The 24,105-nt window shown below is 70.3% G+C and carries 16 protein-coding genes and 2 CRISPR repeat arrays (1 of these 18 cut by a window edge); of the genes, 6 read left to right on the top strand and 10 right to left on the bottom strand.

Annotation, left to right across the window (positions count from 1 at the left end):
- The first annotated feature begins 30 nt into the window (after window positions 1-30).
- The gene (locus tag ACTWPT_RS27420) at window positions 31-672 is read left to right on the top strand and encodes a LysE family translocator (RefSeq protein WP_443180335.1); all 642 of its coding nucleotides are present in this window, start codon (window positions 31-33) and stop codon (window positions 670-672) included.
- Between the two features lie 117 nt (window positions 673-789).
- On the opposite strand, the gene ACTWPT_RS27415 is transcribed toward ACTWPT_RS27420, so the two are convergent.
- Window positions 790-1,512 (bottom strand): VIT1/CCC1 transporter family protein, encoded by a 723-nt coding sequence (locus ACTWPT_RS27415; RefSeq protein WP_443180334.1) that lies wholly within the window; start codon window positions 1,510-1,512, stop codon window positions 790-792.
- Window positions 1,513-1,729: 217 nt separating this feature from the next.
- Complete coding sequence (locus ACTWPT_RS27410; protein ID WP_443180333.1) at window positions 1,730-2,449, bottom strand: hypothetical protein; 720 nt, start codon at window positions 2,447-2,449, stop codon at window positions 1,730-1,732.
- A 68-nt stretch (window positions 2,450-2,517) separates the two neighbouring features.
- Between ACTWPT_RS27410 and ACTWPT_RS27405 the strand changes: the two genes are divergently transcribed.
- The 4 genes from ACTWPT_RS27405 (at window position 2,518) to ACTWPT_RS27390 (ending at window position 10,436) form a co-directional block, all read left to right on the top strand.
- A complete protein-coding gene (locus ACTWPT_RS27405; RefSeq protein WP_443180332.1) occupies window positions 2,518-2,691 on the top strand; it encodes a hypothetical protein in 174 nt (57 codons plus the stop codon).
- A gap of 62 nt (window positions 2,692-2,753) precedes the next feature.
- Window positions 2,754-6,152, top strand: coding sequence for a phosphodiester glycosidase family protein (locus ACTWPT_RS27400; protein WP_443180331.1), 3,399 nt, complete (start codon window positions 2,754-2,756; stop codon window positions 6,150-6,152).
- A gap of 286 nt (window positions 6,153-6,438) precedes the next feature.
- Window positions 6,439-7,581, top strand: coding sequence for an amidohydrolase family protein (locus ACTWPT_RS27395; RefSeq protein WP_443180330.1), 1,143 nt, complete (start codon window positions 6,439-6,441; stop codon window positions 7,579-7,581).
- Between the two features lie 65 nt (window positions 7,582-7,646).
- The gene (locus ACTWPT_RS27390) at window positions 7,647-10,436 is read left to right on the top strand and encodes a glycoside hydrolase family 2 TIM barrel-domain containing protein (protein ID WP_443180329.1); all 2,790 of its coding nucleotides are present in this window, start codon (window positions 7,647-7,649) and stop codon (window positions 10,434-10,436) included.
- A gap of 124 nt (window positions 10,437-10,560) precedes the next feature.
- Here ACTWPT_RS27390 and tuf read toward each other — a convergent pair whose 3' ends face one another.
- The 8 genes from tuf to ACTWPT_RS27350 form a co-directional block, all read right to left on the bottom strand.
- Window positions 10,561-11,739: an elongation factor Tu gene (gene tuf / locus ACTWPT_RS27385; protein WP_443180328.1), complete on the bottom strand. Its 1,179-nt coding sequence runs from the start codon at window positions 11,737-11,739 to the stop codon at window positions 10,561-10,563.
- Between the two features lie 613 nt (window positions 11,740-12,352).
- Window positions 12,353-13,162 carry a thiopeptide-type bacteriocin biosynthesis protein gene (locus tag ACTWPT_RS27380; protein WP_443180327.1) on the bottom strand — a complete coding sequence of 270 codons (810 nt, stop codon included), beginning with the start codon at window positions 13,160-13,162 and terminating at the stop codon, window positions 12,353-12,355.
- Between the two features lie 2 nt (window positions 13,163-13,164).
- The gene (locus ACTWPT_RS27375; RefSeq protein WP_443180326.1) at window positions 13,165-14,370 is read right to left on the bottom strand and encodes a lanthionine synthetase C family protein; all 1,206 of its coding nucleotides are present in this window, start codon (window positions 14,368-14,370) and stop codon (window positions 13,165-13,167) included.
- Window positions 14,367-17,438, bottom strand: a complete 3,072-nt coding sequence (locus tag ACTWPT_RS27370; protein WP_443180325.1) for a lantibiotic dehydratase — start codon at window positions 17,436-17,438, stop codon at window positions 14,367-14,369. Before ACTWPT_RS27370 ends, ACTWPT_RS27375 begins: the two co-directional genes overlap by 4 nt.
- Before the next feature lie 82 nt (window positions 17,439-17,520).
- Window positions 17,521-17,667: a hypothetical protein gene (locus ACTWPT_RS27365; RefSeq protein ID WP_443180324.1), complete on the bottom strand. Its 147-nt coding sequence runs from the start codon at window positions 17,665-17,667 to the stop codon at window positions 17,521-17,523.
- 46 nt (window positions 17,668-17,713) lie between these two features.
- Window positions 17,714-18,967, bottom strand: a complete 1,254-nt coding sequence (gene fxlM / locus ACTWPT_RS27360) for a methyltransferase, FxLD system (RefSeq protein ID WP_443180323.1) — start codon at window positions 18,965-18,967, stop codon at window positions 17,714-17,716.
- A gap of 199 nt (window positions 18,968-19,166) precedes the next feature.
- On the bottom strand, window positions 19,167-19,856 hold the full coding sequence (locus tag ACTWPT_RS27355) for a hypothetical protein (protein WP_443180322.1): 690 nt from the start codon (window positions 19,854-19,856) through the stop codon (window positions 19,167-19,169).
- Window positions 19,857-19,946: 90 nt separating this feature from the next.
- Window positions 19,947-21,149 carry a helix-turn-helix domain-containing protein gene (locus ACTWPT_RS27350; protein ID WP_443180321.1) on the bottom strand — a complete coding sequence of 401 codons (1,203 nt, stop codon included), beginning with the start codon at window positions 21,147-21,149 and terminating at the stop codon, window positions 19,947-19,949.
- Window positions 21,150-21,263: 114 nt separating this feature from the next.
- Here ACTWPT_RS27350 and ACTWPT_RS27345 point away from each other — a divergent pair, with 114 nt between their 5' ends.
- Complete coding sequence (locus tag ACTWPT_RS27345; protein ID WP_443180320.1) at window positions 21,264-21,962, top strand: HAD family hydrolase; 699 nt, start codon at window positions 21,264-21,266, stop codon at window positions 21,960-21,962.
- A gap of 268 nt (window positions 21,963-22,230) precedes the next feature.
- Window positions 22,231-22,991: a CRISPR direct-repeat array (repeat unit 28 nt).
- A gap of 94 nt (window positions 22,992-23,085) precedes the next feature.
- Window positions 23,086-24,105: direct repeats of the CRISPR family, unit length 28 nt; unit sequence GGATCACCCCCACGGGTGTGGGGACCGG; it runs 108 nt beyond the window's last position.

Here is a 24,105-nt window from a genome sequence, read left to right as displayed (position 1 = left end):
CGAGGCGGCCTGGCTCGTAGAGTGAACGCCATGTCCTCTCTGACGCAGATCGTGGCTTTTGGCGGTGTCGTGTTGCTCGGGGCCATGTCGCCCGGCCCGGACTTCGCGGTGGTCGTACGGCGCTCCGCCGTCTCCGGGCGCGGCTACGGCATGGCCGCCGCGCTCGGGATCTCCGTCGGCGTCTTCGCCTGGGTGGTGGCCGCGGCCACCGGCGTGGCGGCGCTGCTGGCCGCCTCGGCTCTGGCGTTCACCGTGGTCAAGGTGGTCGGCGCGGCCTACCTGCTGTATCTCGGGGTCAAGGCGCTGCGCTCGGCCCTGCGCCAGGGCGGGGAGCCGAAGCTGGATCTGGCGGCCGATCCGGGGCGGCGCAGCTCGTGGGCGGCGTTCGCCGAAGGGCTGCTCACCAATGCGCTCAACCCCAAGGCAGCGCTGTTCTTCGTGGCCCTCGTGCCTCAGTTCGTCGGCGGTGGCGCATCCCTGGCGGACACGCTCGTGCTCTCGCTGATCGCCCTGACCGGGACGGTCCTGTGGTTCCTGGTGGTGGCCAACATCGTGGGCACGCTGCGCAAGGTGTTCGCCAGGCCCGCCGTGCGCCGGGCCGTGGACGGGTTGACCGGGGTCGCGCTCATCGGCCTCGGCGTCAAGCTGGCCGCCACCACCAGCCGCCCGTAGGGCCGGGGCATCACCGTACCGTGCGGCCCCAGCCGCCCTCAGGCCCGGGCGTCGGCTCGTGGGCCGGGTCGGCCGTAGGCCGGGCGTCGGCTCGCGGGTCTGGTCGGCCGTGGGCGGTTATGCCACCGTGACGCCGAGAAGGTGGCCCAGGCCGAAGGTCACCGTCGCGGCGCCCACACCGAGCGCGAGCTGCCGCAGGCCGCCCAGCCACCACGGCCGCGCGGTCATCGCCGCCACCGCCGCGCCGAACCCGAACAACCCCAGCACACTCAACACCACGGCCAGCACCAGGCCGGACGCCCCGAACAGGAACGGCGCCAGAGGCACCAGCGCCCCGGTGGCGAACGCGCAGAACGACGAGGCGGCGGCCACGTACGGCGAGGGCAGGTCGTCCGGGTCCACGCCCAGTTCCTCGCGTACATGCACCCGGAGCGCTTGCTCGGGATCGGCCGACAACCCCGCGGCGACCCGCCGCGCCAGGTCGGCGTCGAGGCCGCGGGCCCGGTAGAGCGCGGCCAGCTCCGCCTGCTCGCCCTCCGGGTTGCGGGCCAGCTCGCGCCGCTCCACGGCGATCTCCGCCCGCATCAGCTCGGTCTGGGACTTCACCGACGTGTACTCGCCGGCCGCCATGGAAAACGCCCCGGCGGCCAACCCGGCGAAACCGGCGAGCACCGCGGCCCGCCCGGCGCCCGCCGCCCCCACGACGCCGGCGATCAACGCGAAGTTCGACACGAGCCCGTCCATGGCGCCGAACACCGCCGGGCGCAGCCAGCCGCCGGTCACGTCACGGTGGCTGTGGTGCTGCTCGGGAGAGTACGGCCGGGCGAGCTCGATGGTCATGTAACTCCTCCGCTTTCGGGTGCCTTGTCCCAAATTTAGGCATACGCTGACAAGATCCGCAACGAAGGAGAGGCTTGCCTGACCTGGGGAAAGACCGTCTCGATGAGCGTTTCGTCACGCTACGTGCGCGGGCATGTGCACCGCCCGAACCCCCGGCGGACGGGTGCACACGAGAACCCCCGCGGGCGATGCCGCGGGGGGAACGTCGGTCGGCCGGTCAGGCGTGGGCCGGGGCTGGGGCCGGGGCGACCGGCTCCACCGTCTCCGCCTCGGGGACCTCGGTCCAGGAGTCCGCCTCGGGGACCTCGGTCCGGGAGTCGCGGATCAAGGCGTCGGAGTCCGCGATCGCCTCTTCCAGCAGCCGTCGCAGCAGCGCGTCCGGGTCCGGGATGCAGGCCTGGACGATGCCCACCACCGACAGCTGCACCGCGTTCGGCGCGGCGTACCTGCGGAATCCCTTCTGCGTGATCCGGGCCGCCCGGCTGAAGCGCCTGGCCTGCTCGGCCGCGTGTGGCACTTCCTCCATCGCCCGGCGGCTCTCGGCGCTCAGCCGGCCCGGCGGGGCCCCGTCGAGCCTGGCCAGCATCTCCTCCGCCGCGAGCACCGACACGGCCAGCGCGAGCTGGCGCTCGGCCGCGGCCACCGGCAGCGCCGTCGTCGCGCAGCGCAGCGCGATCCGCGCGTCCACACGCAGGTCGTCGCTGGCCAGCCCGATGATCGACGGTACGAGCCCGACCAGCTTGGCGCGGCTCTCGTCACTGACGTTGTCGTTGACCAGACGGGCGAGTGCGGCCAGCAGCGGATGCGTGCAGGCCGGATGGTCGCTCCACCGCTCGCCGGCCAGGTAGGAGGCCAGCTCCATGAAACAGGCACCGCGTTTCGGGTTGCGATGTCTGCCGCGGGACAGGACCGGCAGGTGATCAAAGTGATTGTCCACGGATGCTCCACTGCTCCACGCGATCGCCGTCCATCCAGTCTGCGCCGTCGTGCGCGTCAACGCCAGAGATGGACCGTCTTCGTCATGAACGTTCCATCCGTCTGCCCCGGATCGGCATCCGGAAACGTACCTGCGGCGGAGCGACCGAGCTGCGCGTGCACGGCGTCGCCGGCGCGCCGCCGGAGGGCACGCTCAAGTCTTACGGCGAGGCGCTCGACCGGCTGGCCGGGGTCAAGCGCTGAAATTATCTTTTAGTTCACCCCGAAGTCTTGAAAGTTATATCCACGAGCGATTGAGTTCGGTCGTGCAGACCCTCCGATTGCTGGCCGCCACCGCGCTCCTGTTAGGCCCTCTGGCCGTGACCGGCGCGCCCGCGCAGGCCGACCCCGTACCCCCCGTAGAGGACGCGCTCGAGGCGTCGTCCTATCCACCGCCGTCCACGTTGCTGGCCCGGGCCGCCGCCGGGCAGCCGCGGCTGGAGACGGCCAAGAGCACCCGGCCGGTGGCGCCGGGGATCTCGCTGACCTCGTTCGACACCTATGACGCGCTGGGCTGGCTGCGTGCGGACGCGATCACCGCCGACCTTGGCGGCGCGACGGCCGACTACGTGTTCTCCGGCGAGGTGTCCAAGACCGAGCCGCTGTCCGGGCCCGCCAAGCGCTCGCGCGCCGTCGCGGCCGTCAACGGCGACTTCTTCGACATCAACAACTCCGGCGCCGCCCAGGGCATCGGCGTGCAGAACGGCGACCTCATCCAGTCGCCCGTCGCCGGCCACGACAACGCGGTCGCGGTCACCGGGGACGGCGTCGGCCGGGTGCTGAAGATGTACTTCGAGGGCACCGCCACGCCCGCCGGCGGGTCGCCGATCACGCTCACCCAGTTCAACCAGATCGTGCAGGGCGGCGGCGTGGGATTGTTCACGTCCCTGTGGGGCTCCTACACCCGGGCCCGCGCCGTCGTGGGCGCCGCGTCCGTCGCCGAGGTCGTCCTGGTCGACGGGGTCGTCTCGGAGGTACGCAGCTCCGCGGGCAGCGGGCCGATCCCCGCCGGAACCACGGTCCTGCTGGGCCGCGACGCCGGGGCCACCGCTCTGTCCGCGTTGAAGGTCGGCGACCGCGTTGACGTGAAATATCAGCCGAAGTCATCCGATGGCAGTACGGTCAAGGCGGCCGTGGGCGGCAACTGGGTGCTGGTCAAAGACGGCGTCGCGCAGAACTCGGCCGACCCGGCCGCGCACCCCCGTACCGCCGTCGGGTTCTCCGCGGACGGCAGGAAGATGTACCTGCTGACCGTGGACGGCCGCCAGGCCGACAGCCGCGGCGTCACACTCAACGAGCTGGCCGCGCTGATGGTCGACCTCGGCGCCGCGAACGCGCTCAACCTCGACGGCGGCGGCTCCTCCACCATGCTGGCCCGCGAGCCGGGCTCCGCCGACGTGCAGGTCGAGAACAGCCCGTCCGACGGCGGCGAGCGCCACGTCCCCAACGGCCTGGCCCTCTACGCGCCGCAGGGCAGCGGCAAGCTCAAGGGCTTCTGGCTGGAGACCGCGAGCGACCCGGCCAAGGCGCCCGGCGTCGCCCCCGTCGCGGGCGGCCGCCCCGACCGGGTCTTCCCTGGCCTCACCAGGCGGCTGACCGCCGCCGGCTACGACGAGACCTACGGGCCCGCCGCCGGGACCCCGTCGTGGCGCGCAAACCCGGCGGTTCACGGCGTGGTCCGCGACGGGAGATTCCATGCATTGGTGCCCGGCCAGACCACCGTCACCGCCTCGCGCGACGGCGCCAAGGGCGCCATCGACCTGACCGTGCTCCAGCCGCTGCAGCGGCTCGGCACCACCGCCGACCGGCTCGGCATGCCCGGCAAGGACGCCACGGCGACGTTCGGCGTGGTCGGCTACGACCGCAACGGCAACTCCGCGCCCATCGAGCCCGCCGACGTCGCGCTCGACTACGACAAGAACCTGTTCGAGGTCACCGCGGCAGTGCACGGCTCCTTCACGGTCAAGGCCAAGCAGGCCAACGGATCCGGTCTGATCAGCGCTCGCGTCGGCAAGATCAGCACTGCCGTGCCGGTGACCGTCGGCTTCGAGGAGAAGCCGGTCGCCGACTTCGAGGACGCCGCCAAGTGGACGTTCGCCGCCGCCCGCGCCACCGGCTCGCTGTCGGCGGCGCCCGGGCAGAGCGGGGGCGGGCTCAAGCTGTCGTACGACTTCACCACCTCGACCGCCACCCGGGCCGCGTACGCCAGCCCGCCGCAGCAGATCGTGGTGGACGGACAGCCGCAGGCGTTCGGGTTGTGGATCCACTCCACCGGCAAGGGGGAGTGGCCCAGCCTGGAGTTCTACGACGCGCTCGGGCAGTCGCAGATCCTGCGTGGGCCGTACATGACGTGGACCGGGTGGAGGTACGTGGAGTTCGCCGTGCCTGCGGGCGTCAACTACCCGCTCAAGCTGCGGCGCTTCTACGTGGCCGAGACCAAGGCCGATGCCAAGTACACCAACGAGATCCTCATCGACGGGCTGGTCGCCAAGGTGCCGCCTGCGGTCTCCGCGCCTGCGGCGGCCAAGGTCGCCGACCCCGTGGTCAAGCCTTCCGTGGCGGAGATGCCGTGGCGGTTCGCGGTCATGTCGGACGCTCAGTTCGTGGCCAGGGCCCCCGACAGCGACATCGTCAAGAACGCCCGCAGGACGCTGCGTGAGATCAAGGCGGCCGAGCCGGACTTCCTGCTGATCAACGGCGACCTGGTGGACGAGGCGTCGCCGGAGGACTTCGCGCTGGCGAAGCGGATCCTCGATGAGGAGTTGGGTGGTGCGCTGAAATATCACTACATTCCCGGCAACCATGAGGTCATGGGCGGCAAGATCGACAACTTCAAGGCCGTCTTCGGGGACACGTACCGGACCTTCGACCACAAGGGCACCCGCTTCATCACCCTGGACACCTCCCGGCTGAACCTCCGGGGCGGCGGCTACGACCAGGTGGCCATGCTCAGGTCCGAGCTGGACAAGGCCGCGAAGGACGCCTCGATCGGGTCGGTCGCGGTGCTGTTCCACGTGCCGCCGCGGGATCCGACGCCCGGCAAGGGCAGCCAGCTCGGCGACCGCAAGGAGGCCGCGCTGGTGGAGGGCTGGCTGGCCGACTTCCAGCGTGACACCGGCAAGGGGGCCGCCTACATCGGGGCGCACGTGGGGACGTTCCACGCGGCGCGGGTGGACGCGGTGCCGTACTTCATCAACGGCAACTCCGGCAAGAACCCCGCGACCTCGCCTGACGACGGCGGCTTCACCGGCTGGTCGCTTTGGGGCGTGGACCCGGTGACGCGGACCGAGGCCGAGCACGTCAAGCGCAACTGGTTCGCCGACGCGCCGGCCTGGATCGGCACGCAGGTCCGGCCGCACGTGGACGACCTCGTGCTCACCGCCCCCGGCACCATCGCCGTCGGCACGCCCGCCGAGGTGACGGCCGTGGTCAAGCAGGAGTCGCGGACGGTTCCCGCCGTGCACCCGGTCTCGGCCGCCTGGTCCGGCTCGCCGAACCTGCACGTCGGCGCCCGGCAGACGGCCAAGCCGTGGCACGTCGCGGTACTCGACCCGGCGACGGGCACGCTGACGGCGCTACGCGAGGGGCAGGTGACGGTCGCGGTCAGGGTCAGCGGCGTCACCCGCCAGGCGACCGTGGCCCTCACGGCCAGGGCCGCCGCCTGAGGAACCGGCCGTGGGGCGCCACCTGACTGCCCCGCGGCCGGCCTGCGCGGGGCGCTCCGCGTACCGCAGCACCGGAGCGCCCCGCCCTTCCCACACCGACGCGGTCGTCCGCCGTGTGGCTCGTCCCGGCCTGACGCCGTGCGGCCGTCTGCCGTGCGGGCGCCCGTAAGGCGGTCGTGCGGCTCCGGACGCCGCGGTGCGGAGCCGGGCGAAGGAGGGCGGCGGGATCGGCGGTCGGCGGCGCGTACGCTCCGGGTTGGCAGGGCGGCTCTCATATCCTGGCCGAGTGTCCCTTGAGCTCGAGCCAGTCCCCGGCCTCGCCCGGGCGATCGAGGAGCTGCGGCTGGTCGACCACCATGTGCACGGCGTCTCGGCCCGTGACCTGTCGCGCAAGGCGTTCGAGGAGCTGATCACCGAGTCCGACCGGCCGGTGCCCGAGTGGATGACCCCGTTCGACTCCCAGGCGGGGTACGCGATCCTGCGCCACTGCGCCCCCGTGCTCGGCCTCGACCCGCACTGCACGCCGGAGGAGTACCTGGCCAGGCGCGCCAGGCTCGGCGTGGAGGAGGTCAACCGGCTGCTGCTCAGCGCGAGCGGCGTCGGGCACTTCCTCGTCGAGACCGGCTACCGGGGCGAGGAAGTGCTCGGCCCGTCTGCCATGGCCGAGGCGGCCGGGGTGCCCGCCGACGAGGTGGTGCGGCTGGAGGCGGTGGCCGAGCAGGTGGCCGCGGACGGGTGCGCGGCGTGGGCGTTCGCCGAGCGGTTCGAGGAAGCGCTGTGGGAGCGCACGCGTACGGCACGCGGGCTCAAGACCATCGCCGCCTACCGCCACGGACTCGACTTCGACCCGGCCCGGCCGCCGGGCGAGGAGGTCGAGGAGGCGGCTGGCCGCTGGTTCGCGGCGGGCGGGCGGCTGTCCGATCCGGTGCTGCTGCGGCACCTCATCTGGGCGGGGCTCGACCGGGGGCTGCCGCTGCAGTTCCATATCGGCTTCGGAGATCCCGACGTGGACCTGCGGCGATCCGACCCGCTGCTGCTGCGCGGCCTGATCGAGCTGGCCGAGCCGACCGGTGTGCCGCTGCTGTTGCTGCACTGCTACCCGTACCAGCGGCATGCGGGCTTCCTGGCGCACGCGTACCCCAACGTCTTCTTCGACGTCGGGCTGGGCATCACCTTCACGGGGGCGCGCAGCGTGGCGCTGGTGGCGGAGAGCCTGGAGGCGGCGCCGTTCGCGAAGATCCTCTTCTCGTCGGACGCCTGGGGTCCCGCCGAGCTGCACCACCTCGGGGCGCTGCTGTGGCGGCGGGCCATGGCGCGGGTGCTGGGGGAGTTCGTGGCCGAGGGGGAGTGGTCGCTCGGGCAGGCGATGAGGGTGGCCGCGATGGTCGGCAGCGAGAACGCCTGCCGCGTGTACGGTCTCGGAGCCTGAGCACAGGTACGGACACGGAACTCATCACTGCCCAAAATGCTCGCGAAGCTCTAGGCTCGGCGACGATGGATCTCGAAACTTACACCCCCGGTTCGGGGCTACTCGAACCCCGGGCGGCACTCCGCTCCGACGCGCCCGCACTCGACCTCAACGGGAGGTGGCGCTTCCGCCTCTCACCCACCGCGAACGTCCCCGACGACTTCGCCCAGCCCGGCTACGACGACACGGACTGGGACGAGTTGCCGGTCCCGTCCCATTGGCCGTTGCACGGGCACGGCGCGCCCGCGTACACGAACGTGTCCTACCCGTTCCCCGTCGACCCGCCGCACGTCCCCGACGAGAACCCGACCGGCGACTACCGCCGTGTGTTCGACCTGCCCGAGGACTGGACGGGCGGACGGCTGCGGTTCGAGGGCGCCGACTCCCTCGCCCGGGTCTGGCTCAACGGGCACGAGCTGGGCTTCTGGACGGGCAGCAGGCTGCCGGCAGAGTTCGATGCCGGGCCGTGGCTGCGTCCCGGGCGCAACGTGCTGGCCGTGCGAGTGCACCAGTGGTCGGCCGCAAGCTACCTGGAAGACCAGGACATGTGGTGGCTGCCCGGCATCTTCCGCGACGTCACCCTCACCCGCTCCGCCGCCGACGTCTTCGTGCACGCCTCCCACGACGGCAGTCGTGGCACCCTGAGCTTCGCCGGCGAGGGCGGCCTGCTCAGCATCCCCGAGCTCGGCGTCGCCGGCCTCGAGCCCGGCGTCCAGATCACGCTCGACGTCGAGCCGTGGACGGCCGAGACCCCGCGACTGTACGACGCGGTCGTGACGTTCCCCGATGAGACAGTACGGCTGCGCGTCGGCTTCCGCACGATCTCCATCGCCGATGGGGTGTTGCTGGCCAACGGCAGCCCGCTGCTGCTCAAGGGCGTGAACCGGCACGAGTTCCACCCGGAGCGCGGCCGCGCGGTCCCGTACGAGACCATGCGCGCCGACGTGCTGCTGATGAAGCAGCACAACGTCAACGCCGTCAGGACCAGCCACTACCCGCCCCACCCCGCCTTCCTCGACCTGTGCGACGAGCTGGGCCTGTGGGTGATCGACGAGTGCGACCTGGAGACGCACGGCTTCGGCCAGGTCGGCTGGCGCGGCAACCCCACCGACGACCCCCGGTACACCGACGCGCTGCTCGACCGCATGCGCCGCATGGTCGAAAGGGACAAGAACCACCCGAGCATCATCATGTGGTCGCTCGGCAACGAGGCCGGCGTCGGCCGCAACCTGGCCGTCATGGCCGACTGGGCCCGCGAGCGCGACCCCTCCCGCCCCCTCCACTACGAGGGCGACTGGTCGTGCGCGCACACCGACGTCTACTCGCGCATGTACGCCTCCCACGCCGAGGTCGAGGCCATCGGCCGCCTCGCCGAGGACCCCCTCGACGACCCGGAGCTGGACGCGCGGCGGCGGGCGATGCCGTTCCTGCAGTGCGAGTACGCCCACGCCATGGGCAACGGGCCCGGCGGGCTGGCCGAGTACCAGGAGCTGTTCGAGCGGTATCCACGGCTGGCCGGCGGGTTTATCTGGGAGTGGATCGACCACGGGATCGCGCATCCGGAGTTCGAGTACGCCTACGGCGGCGACTACGGCGAGCCCGTGCACGACTCCAACTTCGTGATCGACGGGCTCGTGTTCCCCGACCGCACGCCGTCGCCCGGGCTGATCGACCTGAAGAAGGTCTTCGAGCCGGTCAAGTTCGAGTTCGGCGACGGGGTCGTGCGGGTCGTGAACGGCTACGACTTCCGCGACCTGTCCCACCTGGAGTTCCTCGCCACTGTGGAGGTGGAGGGCGAGACGGTCGCCGAGGACCGGCTGGAGGTGCCCGCGGACGGCGGCGAGGTCAAGCTGCCCGACGGGCCGCCCTCAGCCCCGGGCGAGCGCTGGCTGACCGTCCGAGCCCGGCTCTCCGGCGACCAGCCGTGGGCGGAGGCGGGCCACGAGATCGCCTGGGGGCAGACGCTCCTGTCACCGCCCGAGCCGGGGACGGCCGGGTCGCCGCCGGCGCTAGCGCTCGCGCGGGAGGGCGGCGAGATCGCGGTCGGCGAGTCGGCGTTCGACGCGGCCACCGGGCGGCTCGTGCGGCTGTTCGGCCTGGACGTGGAGGGGCCGCGGCTCGACCTGTGGCGGGCGCCGACCGACAACGACAGGTACGGCGGCCTCGAGGGCAAGTGGCGAGCGCTCGGCTTGCACCGCCTCACCCACCGCGTGGACGCCGTGGAGACCGGGGACTCGCTGACCGTCCGCACCCGGGTCGCGCCTGCCGCGACCGACCTGGGGATGCGGGCCACCTACCGGTGGACCCTTGGCGCGGACGGCGGCCTGCTGCTGACTCTGGAGGTGGAGCCCGAGGGCGACTGGCGGGACCCGATCCCGCAACTCGGCCTCACCATGACGCTGCCGGGCACCGCCGTCGACCGGGTCACCTGGTTCGGGCGAGGGCCGGGGGAGGCGTACCCGGACACGGGTATGGCCGCCCGGGTCGGCCGCTGGACGGCGACGATCGACGAGCTGCAGACGCCGTACGTCTACCCGCAGGAGAACGGGCACCGCGCCGACGTGCGGTGGGCCGACTTCGGGGCGTTCAAGGTGTCCGGGGATCCGGTGTTCGGGATGACCGCGCGGCGCTGGAGCACCGACGAGCTGGCCGCCGCCACACACCGGCCCGACCTGGTGCCGGGAGATCGGGTGCACCTCCACCTGGATCTCGCCCACCAGGGCATCGGAACGGCGACCTGCGGTCCTGGCGCGCTGCCGCACTATGAGCTGCGAGCCAGCCCCGCGACGTTCACGCTCAGGTTCGACCCGGCGTGAACGTGAATGCCGGATTCCGCGCTTGGTGGAACCCGGCATGACCGGTGGCGAGGCCGGCACCGGACGCGGGTCCGCGATGCGCGGACCCGCGCCCGGGCCGCACGAGACCCTGACGTGAGTGGGCTCAACCGGTGGGCGCAGAAGGCACGGTGAGGACCGTGCCCGCGCCCACCGTCAGCCCGCCCTCGCGGATCGCGAACCCGAGCCCCGGCTCGACGGCGACCGGCTTGCCCAGCTCGACCTCCACCTCGACCGTGTCACCAGGCCGGGCGGCCTCGTCGAGCCTGAGCTCCCCGGGCACGTCCGTCGTCCGCAAGTAAAACTGCGGCCGGTACCCGGACGCGATCGGCCTGCGCCGCCCGCCCTCCTCCGGAGTCAGGAGGTAGACGCGGGCGGTGAACGACGCGCGGGCCTGCTGACTGCCCGGCTGGGCCAGCACCATGCCCCTCCGCACCTGCTCGCGGCGTACCCCGCGCAGCAGCACGGCGGCGTTGTCACCGGCCTCGCCCTGCTCCATCGTCTTGCCGAACGTCTCCACGCCCGTCACGACAGCGCTGAACCCGTCGCCGAACCCCACGGCCTCCACCGTGTCGCCGACGCGGACCGTGCCGCGCTCGATGGCGCCGGTGACGACCGTGCCGCGGCCGGTGACCGTCAGCACGTTCTCGACCGGCATGAGGAACGGCGCGTCGACGTACCGCACCGGCACCGGGATGTGCTCGTCGACCGCCTGGAGCAGCGCCTCCACCGACGCCGTCCAGACCGGGTCGCCCTCCAGCGCCCGCAGCCCGGACACCCGGACCATCGGGACGCCGTCGTAGCCGTGCTCGGCCAGCAGCTCCTGCAGCTCGAGCTCGACCAGGTCGGTCAGCTCCGGGTCGGCGCCGTCGGCCTTGTTGACGGCCACGACCAGGTGCTCCACGCCGACCCGCTTGGCCAGCAGCACGTGCTCCCTGGTCTGCGGCATGATCCCGTCGTGCGCGGACACGACGAGGATCGCCCCGTCGAGCTGCGCCGCCCCCGTGATCATGTTCTTCACGTAGTCGGCGTGCCCCGGCATGTCCACGTGGGCGTAGTGCCGGGTGGCGGTCTCGTACTCGACGTGCGAGATGTTGATCGTGATCCCCCTGGAGGCCTCCTCCGGGGTCCGGTCGATCCGCTCGAACGGCGTGTACGTCGCCTGCCCCCGCTCCGCCAGCACCTTGGTGATCGCGGCGGTCAGCGTGGTCTTGCCGTGGTCGACGTGCCCCATCGTGCCGATGTTGAGATGCGGCTTGTTCCGTACATAGGCCTGCTTGGCCATGATTCCCTCTCCTGAGACATCTGGATGCTTCGTGACCCGTCAGGGCCGGTCGACCTCCCCCCGCCGGGTCACCTCAGGACTTACAGGGAGAGGTCAGCGCTCCAGGCCGTCGCAGACACGCTCGAACGCGCCCACCGGCAGGGTGGGCGTCGTGAGGCGAGCGCGCAGGAACATGAGGAACATAGTGCGATCATCAGCACTGAAGGGCAACCGATTATTCCGCCGGGGGTAGGTTCTCCTCGCGCACCCACCCGTTGCCCTGTTACGTGGTTACCTGACAGGAGCCCGCCCCGGGCCAAAGGACTTCGCATGCCGGCGCTTCGCGCCGGGGAGCTCAGGCTGTTCATTTTCAGGCGCCTCCGGCGCACCCCACGCGCCTTCGGCGCCATCGTAAGGCCCACCCGTTGCCCGCCTAGGCGGTGGGCCGCCTGATGCCCACCCCGGACTGGGAAGTCATAGGGCCATCTGTTGACCGATGTACAACTTGGCTTGATCCGTTTGACGGACATCCGAGATCAGGGTTCCTTCCCGGAAGGACGTCCATGCTGGAGGGCATGGAAAGAAGAGGCGTCCTCGATGGTGGTGTGCACGCGCGTGAGATCGTCGAGCAAGGTCAGTCACTGAACACCGCTTCCTTCGCGGCCAGGGCGATATTCACCTGGGCGGTGGCGGGGAGGCCGATCCGATTCCAGTGGAAGATGACGTGGTGGGCGATCACTGCGCGTAACCCGCGGGTGAGAAGCCCTTCGTCAGCCAGGGCGCGTAGTGTTCGACCTGCCTGTTCGAAGGCGGTCAGCCATCCGTCGGCGAAGTTCAGCGCGCCCTCCCGCAGGAGGGTGTGCGGGGCGGAGTCGGTGGTGAGGAGCTGCCGGACGGCGGCCCGGAAGCGTTCCCACTCCGGGGTGGGGGCGGTCCTGGCTGGCCGGAGAGCCACGACTTTCGCCCACACATCTCCCTGCTCGTACCAGTCGAGGCCGGAGGCTCGGGCGAGGGCGGCGCACAGCAGGATCGACAGTTCCCGCCGTTGGACCCGCCGGCCGGGTGCGCCATCACCGAGCTGGCTGAGATCGGTGAAGATGCGGCGGCTGTCGGCGTGGAACAGGTCATGCGCAGCGCTCATGGCCCGCTCGCCGCCGAATGCGTGAGTCTCGGGTTCGTAGATCGTCTCGGCGTAGTGAGCGATGTGGCCGCGCGCCCTCAGCTCGTTGGCAGCCTCGTGGAGGAGTGCGGCCGCTCCGGGGGTGTCGGTAGGCATGTACCGGAACCGCCATGACTTCTTCCGGATGAATGACCAGGAAGTCAACAGTCCTGTCGTCTCGGCCCGCAGCAGTGCGGGGCCAAGGCTGTCGAGGGCGTTCTGTTCGGCGGTGTGACGGTCGCTGAAGCGAAGAGCGAATTGCCGCCAGGGGGACGCCCTTTCCATCGTTACCCCTCTCGTGATGCCGGTGGGTTGAGCAGGAGGCACGCGTCCCAGCCCGTGACCGTGGTGGTTGCGGCGAGCGCCAGGCCCGCCGAGCCGGTCAGGAACCCGCGCACGAGTCCGGACCCGGGAGTGGTCAGACGGTCGGCGAGGCCGTGGACTCGGGCGGTCAGAGCGGGGCTGTTGGCATTGGCGGCGATCCGGGATGCGGTGTGGAGCAGACCCGCCCAGCCATGGCACAGGCTGAGGTCAGTGACGAGCGCCAGCTGGCTGGGGTCGCTGAGGCAGCCGTACAGCGCCTGCTCCGCCGCACGCTGGCGGAGTGGGTCGGAGAGGGCGAGCCCGGCGAGCTGCTGCGCGCGGACGTGCCCGGGCGTTCCGTAGCACCAGGAGGGCCGCAAGGGGCGGGCCTGCCGACTGCGGCCGGTGCGAGCTTCGGGCAGAGTGATCACCTCCGGCCACCAAGGGCCAGCCGGATGGTGTTGTCTCCATGTATCGGTCCAGGCGCAGATGCGGGCGATCGCCTCGGCTTGGCCGTCCACGATGATCCCGGCCAGGCTGGCCAGGGACAGCAGCGCCAGAGGGCCGGAGATGCCGTGCGCCATGCTGAGGTTACCGTGCCCGCCTGCCGTAGCCGAGGCGCGTCGTCCAGTGGGCTGCTCGTGGGTCCACCAGCCCGGCAACCCGTCGCTGCGGGGCCGGGTGAGCCGTACCAGGTAGACCAGCACCTCGGCGAGCAGGTCGCCGGCAGGCTGGCGGCGCAGCAGATGAGCTCCCAGCCCGGTCAACCCCTTGAACAGGTCGAACTCGGCCAGGGACGGCGGCGCCTGGCGGTCGATGCGGGTGTGGGCCTGGTCGAGACGTTGCCGGGCCAGGGCGGCAACGTGGTTGTCCAGGGCGGCCAGGGCGCGCTCGTACTGGCCGGGCACGGTCGTCGTTCCATGCAGGACGAACGCGAGGGCCGGCGTCCCGAACAACAGGCCGGCCTGGGGGCCGATGCTGACCGGGGAGGCGGTGGCCGCCGCGAGCCAGGCGTGTGCGATGCCCCAGTCGGCTTGGCCGGTTGCGGCCCGTTCGATGTGCAGGAGCGCAACGCCGGCGGCGCCTCGGCTCAGCGATTGGGGATGCCCGTCTGGGTCCGGCGCCTGGTCGGGGTGGGCGAGGCGGGCGGCCAAGTCAGCGGCCAGGTGATCATGGATGCTGGGGTTCATGGGCTGGCTCGGTGGGCTTGGGCGAGGGCGGCGGCCCGGGCTAGTCGCAGGCACAGGCGTTCGCTGCCGGGGTCGAGTCCCGACATACGGGCGTGGTGCAGGTGCAGCAGGGACGCCAAGATCGTGTCGGGGTTCGGACTGTGCTCGCCGGTCAGGCGGGCCCGGTAGGCGGCGAGGGCGTCGCGGCGCCGCCGCCACGCTCGGGCCGTCTGGGGGCCGCCGGGCAGAGCGTGAAGTTTGGCCCAGTGGCCGGACGGGTCGGCCAAGCGCAACGCCTGGTTATACAGGACACGCTCAATCGGCAGCGCGGGGGCGCGGGGGACGTGCTCGACCAGCCAGCTCAGCCCGGCAGGGATGCTGCCGGTGAATGCGATGGCCAGGTCGGTGAAGCTGGCCGCGATGACCGCGGCCGACTGGGCGGCCCGGCCGCTTATCGCCAGCTGGGCGACAGCGGTCGCGGAGTCGGCCGCGAACACGGCCTCGGCGGCCGCCAAGGTGGGGCCGTCACCGTAGCGGCCAGGCTCGGGATAGTAGGTGTCGAACACGATGCCGCGTAGCAGCCCGCGGCCGCGTACCCGTTCGGCCCAGGCTCCTACCTGCTGGGTGGCGTCGCCGTACCGGCCGGGGTCGTGGAGCGGGAGCCGGAGGCGAAGGTGGGGTTCGGGGGTGTGGTGTCGCAGGAACCACCAGCCCTCTTCGGGGCCTTCCCGCCACGCGGTGAGCAGGTCGGGCAGATGACTAGTGAGGATCTCGGTCTGCGCGTCCGGGCGGGCGTACAGCCGGGCGTACAACCAGCGGGAGGCGCCGGGCCGGTGGCCATGATGGTGGACAGGCCGGGTAAGCCGGACCGCCGGCGTGGTCGTAGCGGGTGGGATGGCGGCCATGGGGAGCACGATCTCGTGGGCGTGTCCGCCAGTCCAGCCGTACGCCTCCAGGGCGGGCGCCTCCGTCAGCGTGGCCGTGGCCTGGCGGTCCAGATGGGTGCGGAGCATGGTCAGGTGGGCTGGCTGGTCCAAGTCAAGCCGCAGCCGCACATCGCCGCCGCCGAGGAAGGCCAGCGTCGGGATGCGGTGGCGGGCGCGGTGCTGCTGCCATGCCAGCTCCCACTCGGCCCAGGCGGCGCGCGGGCCGGGCAGATCCGCAGCGGCAATAATCCAGGTGGCGGGGTGGAGGATGGTGCGGCGGTAGCGGACACGCGGCAGGAACGGGAGCCCTGTGGCCGCCCCCCAGGAGAACGGTGCGCAGGCTGCGGCGCGGGCGGTGGTGATCTCGCACAGGAACCGGGCCAGGGAATGCGTCGCACGGCGGAAGTCCAGCGCGTTGACCATCAAGGATTCCACTATGTGCCCGCGGGACAGGGAGAGCACGGACACGCGATGCGCGTCGGCGCTGACCGCCAGATCTTCGAGCGGGATCTCCTCGCCGGTGTGGGGCCGGTGCTCGCCGAGCGGGATCAGCACGGCGATGGCGGGGCTGCGGGCGAGGTTGCCGGCGCGCGCGGACAGTGGCGGGCAGCTCGTCTGCGCGAGGAGCGCGTGGGGGTGGAGCGTGGGCAGCCCCGCCAGCACGCCGATCAGGCGGTCGCGGTCGGCCGAGGGGAACAGGTGCAGAAAGCGGCCCGCCGCGGTTCCGGCCTGGCGTGCGGCAGAGACCAACGCGAGCGTGAACTGCCCCTGGTTGATCGCGTCGAGGGTGGGGGCGTGTATCGCGAACCGGAGCTCGGTGTGCGGCACCACATGCGGCCACGGCTGGTCGGCGTCGAACGCGAGGTCGGCCAAGGCGTCCTCGTCCAGGATGACCTCGCTGCCATCCAGCGCGGCCCGCTGGGCAAGGCGCAGCAGCGCCCGGTCCCGGTCGGTCAGCGATGGCGGGGCTCCATCCGTTGAGGTGCGGTAGCCGGCCGGGTACCCGATGCCGGTGTCGGCGTCCACGACCTGGGCGAGAGGTACGACGGCACCGATTCCCCACCGCTCGAGGAACGCCGTGTGCCAAGCCCGCCAAGATGGGTTGCCATGCGGGTGTGGGGCGAGATGGACTAGCGCCGCAGCGGCGGCTTCGGCTTCGGCCGCAACAACACTGGGCAGGGTTGCCGTCCAGTCGAGGCGCAGGTCGACCGCGAGCGCTGGCGCAGGTTCGCCACAGGTGGCGGCCATCCGTTTCGTGGCAGACGCGCGGAACGCTCGGCGCTCCTCAGCAGACAATGCGCGGCCGTGCTGGATGAGCTCCTCCCGGATCGCCTGCAGCTCCCCGATCACGGGCAGGGGCGGATCGCTGAGCGCGCCCAGCTCGGCGATGACGTGGCCGAGCGGGTCGGTCACGGTCATCGGTGGGTGCAAGCTGGTGATCAGGATGCCGTGCTGCACGAGGGTGGCCAGCATCGCCTCGATGTCCGGCACCGCGTAGTCGGGGAAGGCATCGGCCAGCATGTTGGCCAGCACACTGATCGTGACGGGGGCGCGGGCGGCACTCATCGCCGCCCGGACTGGAGGGGTGTTTCGCACCGTGATGTCGGCGGTTCCGGCCTGGCCTGGCTGGAGGTGGCACGGGAGCACGAGCCGCTCGCCGCGCTCGAACACTAGGTTGTTGGCCACCGCGGGGAGCTGAGGCAGGAGGTCAGAGCGGGCTTCCAAGCGCTTGACGAGGGCGGTGAGCCAGGCGGCGTCCAGGCGTGCGGAGGCGTGGTGTCCGTTCCCTCGCCGCAGCGCCGCCGTCCCGCCGATCCGTGCGGGGGCGACCCCGGCGAACATACCGAATGGCGTGGCGCGGCCGGTGGCGCGCAGCAAGTAGCGGAGGGTGGACTCGATCGCGCTCCGGACGCGGCGCGGCTGCTGGATGCGGCCGGAGCACAGATCCTCGATCTGGCCGGCCAGGGCAGGGCTGGCCACCTCAATGGCCTCAGCGAACGCCTGGTCGGCCCAGACGCGGCGCAGCCAGCTCATCCACTCGGCTACGTGGGCCGGGCTGGTGCCGGTCAGGTCGGGCCACGGAGGTGGGTCCGGCCGAGAGCTGAAGGCGGTGGCGCGGATGATGGCGGCGTCAACGTGCTGGAACCGGACTTTGATGATCAACAATCCTCCCTGGCGCTTCCCCGGACGGATAGAAACGTGGGGACTGGCCGAGGACGCGGCCGGTCCCCACGGGGTGGTGCTGCTAGCAGGTGACGCCGGCGCTGTCGTCGGTTCCGCCGCAACCGTCACCGGTGCAGTCCTCCGAGGCGACGGCGGCGGCCGTCACGCTCGCCCCGGTGAACTGAACGTCGAGGTCGAGGTCTCGGGCCGGTGCCATGTTGGCGCTCACGGGTGACTCCTTCCGCAGAAGAGGGCTAGGGGGTGGTGCAGTGCTTTCACGCGGCATGGTGCGGCCAGGTGAGCACGATTGTGGTGTGCCGCTTGTGAAGCACGAACCCGGCCGGCAGCTCGGCGCCGGGGGTTCCGGCCGGGAAGACGGTCATACGAGGCGCCGGGCGGCCGTGCTGGTCCCACGCACGAATCTGCTCGGCGAACCGGTCGGCGGCCTCGGCCGCTGCGGGACCATGCGCGTAGGCGCCGAACTCAAACGTGGTCTGCTCGGGGTCAAGCGGCCGAAGCTTGGCCCGGTAGGTGAGCGTAGGCCCGTAGACTGCGGCCGGGGTGCCCAGCCGCCACGACGGCGACACCACGTCGGCGTCGACGGCTTCCTGCTCGGCGGTGAGGACCGCGAACCCGTCCACGTGGGTGGCCAGCCACAGATCCTGGTCGTGGAAGGCCTGGCGCTTGCCGATGCAGACGCGGGACCAGGCTTCATCGCGCGGCATGGAGAGCACGCCTTCGAGTGCGGCGGCGTCGATGGTCTGGTCCTCGTCCAGCCACAGACCGACCTGGTCGTGCAGCGGCACGCCGCGGCCCTGATGCTCGCCGCTGCCTTGCATCGGGACGAATCCACACATCAGCGGGTTGCCGTGGCTCTCCAGCCGGTCGCCTGTGCAGTCCAGCGCCCAGGAACGGGTCATACCGATGGTCCGCAGCGGAAGCACCAGCCGGCCGCCCTCGGCGAGCTGGCTTGTCCAGGCCGGGGCGATGTCCCAGGCACCTGCCGTCACGATGATCACATCGAACACGGTGTCGGCCGTGCCGTGCTCGCCGTCGCCGAGCAGCACGCGCACGTCGTCGTAGCCAGCGGCGGCCAGGCACGCCTTGGCCCGGTGGACCACGTCCGGGTCGATGTCGAGCGTGGTCACCGTCCCGCCGGGTCCGACCAGCTCGCGCAAGAGGGATGCCTGGTAGCCGCCGCTGCCGATCTCCAGGACCCGCTTGCCGGTCAGGTCGCCTGCCTGGCTGAGCATCATGGCGATGGTGGGCGGGGCCGACACCGTGCTGAGCATGATCCCCCGATCGGCGTCTCGCTTGGCCACAACCGAGCCGCTTCCATAGGCGGTCTCCAGCGGCACGCCCGGCGTGAACAGATGGCGAGGAACCTTCCGCAGGGCGGCCTCGACTGCCGGGGTTACCGTCACTCCGAGCTGCTCCTGCCCGGCCATAATCTGGTCGACCATGGCGTCACGGAGGACTGCCGCCTCCTGGCCTGTGCCTGCGCCGTTACTTTCTGTGTCGATCTCCATCGGGCGGAGTGTAGCCACGTTCATCTCCTGTTCTTGGCCGTCATACGGGGCCGTTTCGATTGCGCATCGTGCATCGCTGCAAAGGGTCGAGAGCTGACCGTTGGGGTGGTCGCGGAGGGCCTGCCGCGGAACCCGGGTCAGCCGCCGGGTGCGGCGTGCTTTCTCTTCGGGGGTAGTGCGGATCGAGCCGCGAGTGCGATCATGACGCCCGTCCGGTGCAGAAGTGCTGTGAAGCGAGTTCGGCGAACACCTTCTCGGCGTGGGAGTACAAGCCCCTAGCGGTCTCTTCGTATCCGCCGTCGGCGGTCTGGCGCAGGACGAAGTACTGACCGCCCTCGCTGCAGAGTTCGTACTCACAGCAGCAGGACGTCTTGCGGACTCGCGGACGCGGGCATCGCGGGACGTACGGCTCCCACTTGCGCATGGCGGTCACATCCGTGTTTCGTATGCCATCGGCGTACACACCGACGATCACGCTGACCGGCCTCGTCTCCGTGCGGGAGGCAAGCAGGCTGTTCCAAACGCCATCCAGCGCCGCACGTAGCAATCTGGGTCCGGCACGTCGTGCGGACCACGTCGGCGACGTGAGCCAGTACCGCCCAAGTGGCATCTGCCGCTGTGCCGAAGGGAGGATGATCTGGCGCCTGACATCGAGGATTCGCCGATTGGGTAGCTTCCAGCTATCGGTCGCGCCGACTGGTACCAGGAAGTACAGGGGGCGCTCTGCTGGATCGACGATGACAGGCTGGTTGACATTGGGCAGGTGCTGAAGCATGGCCAAGCCGACATGCCTTGGCACTCGGATGCCGTCCGACTCAGCCGCCAGTGGCGCAATCTGCATGCCAGCAGCGGCTTGGGCTCTGTCTGCCAACCCTTGCATGATCACCATCGCTGTCCGTCGGGTGACGCTTCCTGCGACGATAGGGGTGTCAACAGGCCGTCACCCGAACTGCCAGTTCGGGTAACCAGCAGCTAGGAATCAAACAAGGCTTAGGCGTTCAGCAAGCGCATCGACCTGTCGTCGATATGTGGGACGTACGCGACGGCGAAGACGCGTGACCATGTCTTGCGCGAGCGGGTTTCTGGCCAAGTCCTCGGGTGCAATCTGTTCCAGATCAAGCAGATGCACGAGTACAGCCGGGTCTTCGCGGCGCAAGTCGTAGCAGCGGGCAACTTCCAGAAGGAAGGTGAAGCGCCGTTCCATCGACGGTAGGTGGGCGGTGTCGATCTGATCCGCGACGCGTAGGGCTTCTGCGGCCTCGCCAGCTTCCATCTCGATGCTTACAGCGTGAAGTTCGACATTGGTAGGTCCGAAGACTGTCCACATCATGTTGCCCTCGCCGACCTGCTGGGCACGCAGTGCGGCGCTGTCTGAGAGAAGTTCGCGTGCTCGCCACCACTGCTTGCGCCGAGCATCGGCGACGACCGCCACCAACTCCAGTGCGCCCGCCATCGCGACCACGTCTGCATCCTCTGGCAGGGTGCGCAGACCTTCAATGCCTCGAATTGCGATCTGCTTGGCTCCCTCGTACTCGCCATCGGCGAGAAGAACATGCCCGAGATTCCATTGCGCCGCAGCCAGCCGAATTGGATCATCGGCGTCTTCGGCTGCGCGCAACGCTCGGTCCGCAACCATGAGCGAGAGGTCGACTCGCCCAACTCGACGGCAATACGAGCGAAGCATGAAATAGAGGTCCGCGGCCGTTCTTAGAACGTCCCGCCGCACCGCGATGTCGGAGCCGATGCGGTGAGCTCGTATGGCGTTCTCGGTGTCGACGATGAGGGCGGGGAGAACGGATGCGGCTTCGGTGAAGCGTTTTGGGCTGGTTTGCCAGATTCGCCATGCCGATTCCACGCGTTCGCGTAGCTCGGCCGGCGTCACGAGCTGGGAGGTATCTGTCGGGCCGTATCCCATCAGGGCGGTGACGACGCTGTCGGCAACGTGGGCGTTCTCTGCCAGAAGTTCGTTGCGTTTCTCACCCAGCAGTGCCGAAATGGGGACTCCGAGCTCGGTCGCGAGAGCCTGCAGCACTGGTAGGGAGGGGATCTTCAGGCCGCGCTCGATTTGGCTTAGGTACTCCTCGGTGATGCCGCATAGTCCGGCGACTGCGGCTTGTTTGCGCTGTCTCTTTTCCCGCCAATAGCGGATACGTTCGCCGACGGAAAGCGAAGATGCGCTCATCCGGCCCCCTTCCTACCGATGCATCGAGCGTAGACGGTGGCAAGACCCGCAGGGGTAGATCCATACGAGTGTGTGACACTCTGGAGCGCGATGGTTGGCTGCTGGAGGGAACCTATGTCGGCTCGCCGAATCGTGCTGTGGGACATCGACCATACGCTCATCGACACAAGGGGTGTCGGCCGCGAGCTGTCAGCACAGGCATTCGAGCAGGTGACAGGCGTGCCCATGCTCAAGCAGGCGAAGATCGATGGCATGACCGAATCTGTGATCTTCCGGGAGACCGCGAAGCTCCATGGCCTGCAGACTGACCGGCATGACTTCGAGCGGTTCGCTTCAGCGCTCACCAAGGCACACCTGGCGCGGGCTGCCGAGCTGCGGGAACGCGGCCATGCGCTACCCGGCGCTGCAGCGGCTCTGGACGCCCTGAGCGCGATGCCCGGCGTCGTGCAGACCGTCCTGACCGGTAATATCCGAATGGTCGCGGAGATCAAGCTCCAAGTCTTCGGCCTTGACAGGCACATCCGCTGGGACACCGGGGCTTTCGGGGAGGACAATGATGTGCGTGCCGAATTGGTGCGCATCGCGTTAGAGCGGGCCACCTCCGTATTCGGGGAACCGGTCACGTCCGCCGATGCGGTGCTCATTGGCGACACGCCGGCCGACGTCGAGGCCGCCCTTGAAAGCGGCGTGCCGGTGATCGCGGTGGCGTCAGGGCGAAGCTCCGTTGATGACCTGCGCGACGCCGGAGCGGTTCATACCCTGCCTAGCCTCACAGATACGGACTCGCTCGTGGCCATGGTGCGAGAGGTTTAGTCATTCCGCGCGAGGCCCGTTCGGCGGGGGTGAGCGTCCCTCGCGGGTTGAGGCCGGTGGCCAAGTGGTGTCTCCTTGCGGGATCAGGTGGTGGGGTGGTTCGGCCCCGCGCCGTGGCTGTGGGCCGGAAGTGATCGAGACGAAGAAGAATGAAGGCGCCCGGCGCCGGGATCTGGGGCTTTGACTCCGCCCAGAGCGAGCCTTCTACGGATCACTCCCACGGGCGTGAAGACCGGCTCCTCATTGTCTGGCTGGTGCAGCCGTCATCGGATCACCCTCACGGGCGTGGGGACCGGGGCGACAGGGTCCCGGATGCGTCGACGTCGACCGGATCACCCCCACGGGCGTGGGGACCGGGAAACCCCAAGAACTCGCACTCCCACACGGTGCGGATCACCCCCACGGGCGTGGCGACCGGAGCCCGAGACATAGCAGGGTGAGTGGCCACGCCTGGATCACCCCCACGAGCGTGGGGACCGGCGCATCAACGCGTGGAACGGCCACGACCTCACCGGATCACCCCCACGGGCGTGGGGACCGGAAGATGGTCGCCCCGTACGGGCGACCTAATAAAGGATCACCCCCACGGGCATGGGGACCGGGCCGAATACAAGGGGACAGGCGACTTCACCGACGGATCACCCCCACGGGCGTGGGGACCGGGTCAAACGCTGCTTGATCGCCCAAAGCATCTGCGGATCACCCCCACGGGCGTGGGGACCGGCCCAGGTCGAGCCACTCAATGGCGGCCATACGCGGATCACCCCCACGGGCGTGGGTACCGGAAAGCGTGCGCGAGCCAGACAGCCGAAGTCGTCGGATCACCCCCACGGGCGTGGGGACCGGCCCCCACGACGAGGGAGACGAGCAGTAGTGAACGGATCACCCCCACGGGAGTGGGGACCGGCCAAGGTGAGCACCGAGGATCCGTCACCGGACCGGATCACCCCCACGGGCGTGGGGACCGGCGAAACACTGCCTAATGGCGCTCAACTCTGATCGGATCACCCCCACGGGCGTGGGGACTGGCCGTCTCTCCCGGCTCGTCCCTTGGGCCAGGGCGGATCACCCCCACGGGGCGTGGGGACCGGTGACGCCGAAACCGCTCCTGACGTGCGGATTCCGGATCACCCCCACGGGCGTGGGGACCGGAGCGCATCGGCGGTTTCGTCATGCTGGTAGCGCGGATCACCCCCACGGGCGTGGGGACCGGAACCAGGTCAGCCTGTCCTCGATCAGCGCCGACGGATCACCCCCACGGGTGTGGGGACCGGAGCCTCAGCGCCTGGAGACACCCCCAGTACACCGGATCACCCCCACGGGTGTGGGGACCGGACGGCAGCCTCGGCACAGCGCATCCGCCGCGTCGGATCACCCCCACGGGTGTGGGGACCGGAGCCTCCGCGGCGGCGAGATCGGGAAAGATGACGGATCACCCCCACGGGTGTGGGGACCGGCACACCAAAAAGCTATACAAAACGGACATATGTGGATCACCCCCACGGGTGTGGGGACCGGGTATCGCCCCCCACCCTCCCCATTTGAGGAACGGATCACCCCCACGGGTGTGGGGACCGGGATCAGGGCGATCACGAGCCGCATCATGTCTCCTGGATCACCCCCACGGGTGTGGGGACCGGTTCTCCTCACCGGTCTCCGGGTTCTTCTTCGTCGGATCACCCCCACGGGTGTGGGGACCGGGCGCAGCGGTACCAGACCTGCAAGCCGATGACCGGATCACCCCCACGGGTGTGGGGACCGGGACTTGGCCCACTGGTCCGCGATGACCAGGTCCGGATCACCCCCACGGGTGTGGGGACCGGGGACCCAGGCCGGGGATGATGTGGCCCTCCACCGGATCACCCCCACGGGTGTGGGGACCGGCAGAACGCGGCGGCTCCCGGCGGCGGCACGTACGGATCACCCCCACGGGTGTGGGGACCGGACTCGGGACTGAGGCTGACTAAGACCAGGATCCGGATCACCCCCACGGGTGTGGGGACCGGAATGGTGATTAAGTACTCGATGACCTCTGCCACTGGATCACCCCCACGGGTGTGGGAACCGGGATTCCCGGACGTGGCAAGCGCCTGGTCATGCCGGATCACCCCCACGGGTGTGGGGACCGGTTCGAGGCGCATCA

This window comes from Nonomuraea sp. 3N208 (assembly GCF_052245935.1).
Taxonomy (GTDB): domain Bacteria; phylum Actinomycetota; class Actinomycetes; order Streptosporangiales; family Streptosporangiaceae; genus Nonomuraea.
Note: the sequence above shows the minus strand (reverse complement) of the source record. Positions and strands in the feature narration are given on the sequence as shown.

What these genes read in the sequence shown, in the direction of transcription:
- ACTWPT_RS27375 (WP_443180326.1), bottom strand. Translation starts at nt 14,370, where the DNA reads ATGAACCCCAGCATCCATGATCACCTGGCCGCTGACTTGGCCGCCCGC.
- ACTWPT_RS27420 (WP_443180335.1), top strand. Translation starts at nt 31, where the DNA reads ATGTCCTCTCTGACGCAGATCGTGGCTTTTGGCGGTGTCGTGTTGCTC.
- tuf (WP_443180328.1), bottom strand. Translation starts at nt 11,739, where the DNA reads ATGGCCAAGCAGGCCTATGTACGGAACAAGCCGCATCTCAACATCGGC.
- ACTWPT_RS27345 (WP_443180320.1), top strand. Translation starts at nt 21,264, where the DNA reads ATGTCGGCTCGCCGAATCGTGCTGTGGGACATCGACCATACGCTCATC.
- ACTWPT_RS27380 (WP_443180327.1), bottom strand. Translation starts at nt 13,162, where the DNA reads ATGGAAAGGGCGTCCCCCTGGCGGCAATTCGCTCTTCGCTTCAGCGAC.
- ACTWPT_RS27350 (WP_443180321.1), bottom strand. Translation starts at nt 21,149, where the DNA reads ATGAGCGCATCTTCGCTTTCCGTCGGCGAACGTATCCGCTATTGGCGG.
- ACTWPT_RS27390 (WP_443180329.1), top strand. Translation starts at nt 7,647, where the DNA reads ATGGATCTCGAAACTTACACCCCCGGTTCGGGGCTACTCGAACCCCGG.
- ACTWPT_RS27405 (WP_443180332.1), top strand. Translation starts at nt 2,518, where the DNA reads ATGGACCGTCTTCGTCATGAACGTTCCATCCGTCTGCCCCGGATCGGC.
- fxlM (WP_443180323.1), bottom strand. Translation starts at nt 18,967, where the DNA reads ATGGAGATCGACACAGAAAGTAACGGCGCAGGCACAGGCCAGGAGGCG.
- ACTWPT_RS27415 (WP_443180334.1), bottom strand. Translation starts at nt 1,512, where the DNA reads ATGACCATCGAGCTCGCCCGGCCGTACTCTCCCGAGCAGCACCACAGC.
- ACTWPT_RS27355 (WP_443180322.1), bottom strand. Translation starts at nt 19,856, where the DNA reads ATGGTGATCATGCAAGGGTTGGCAGACAGAGCCCAAGCCGCTGCTGGC.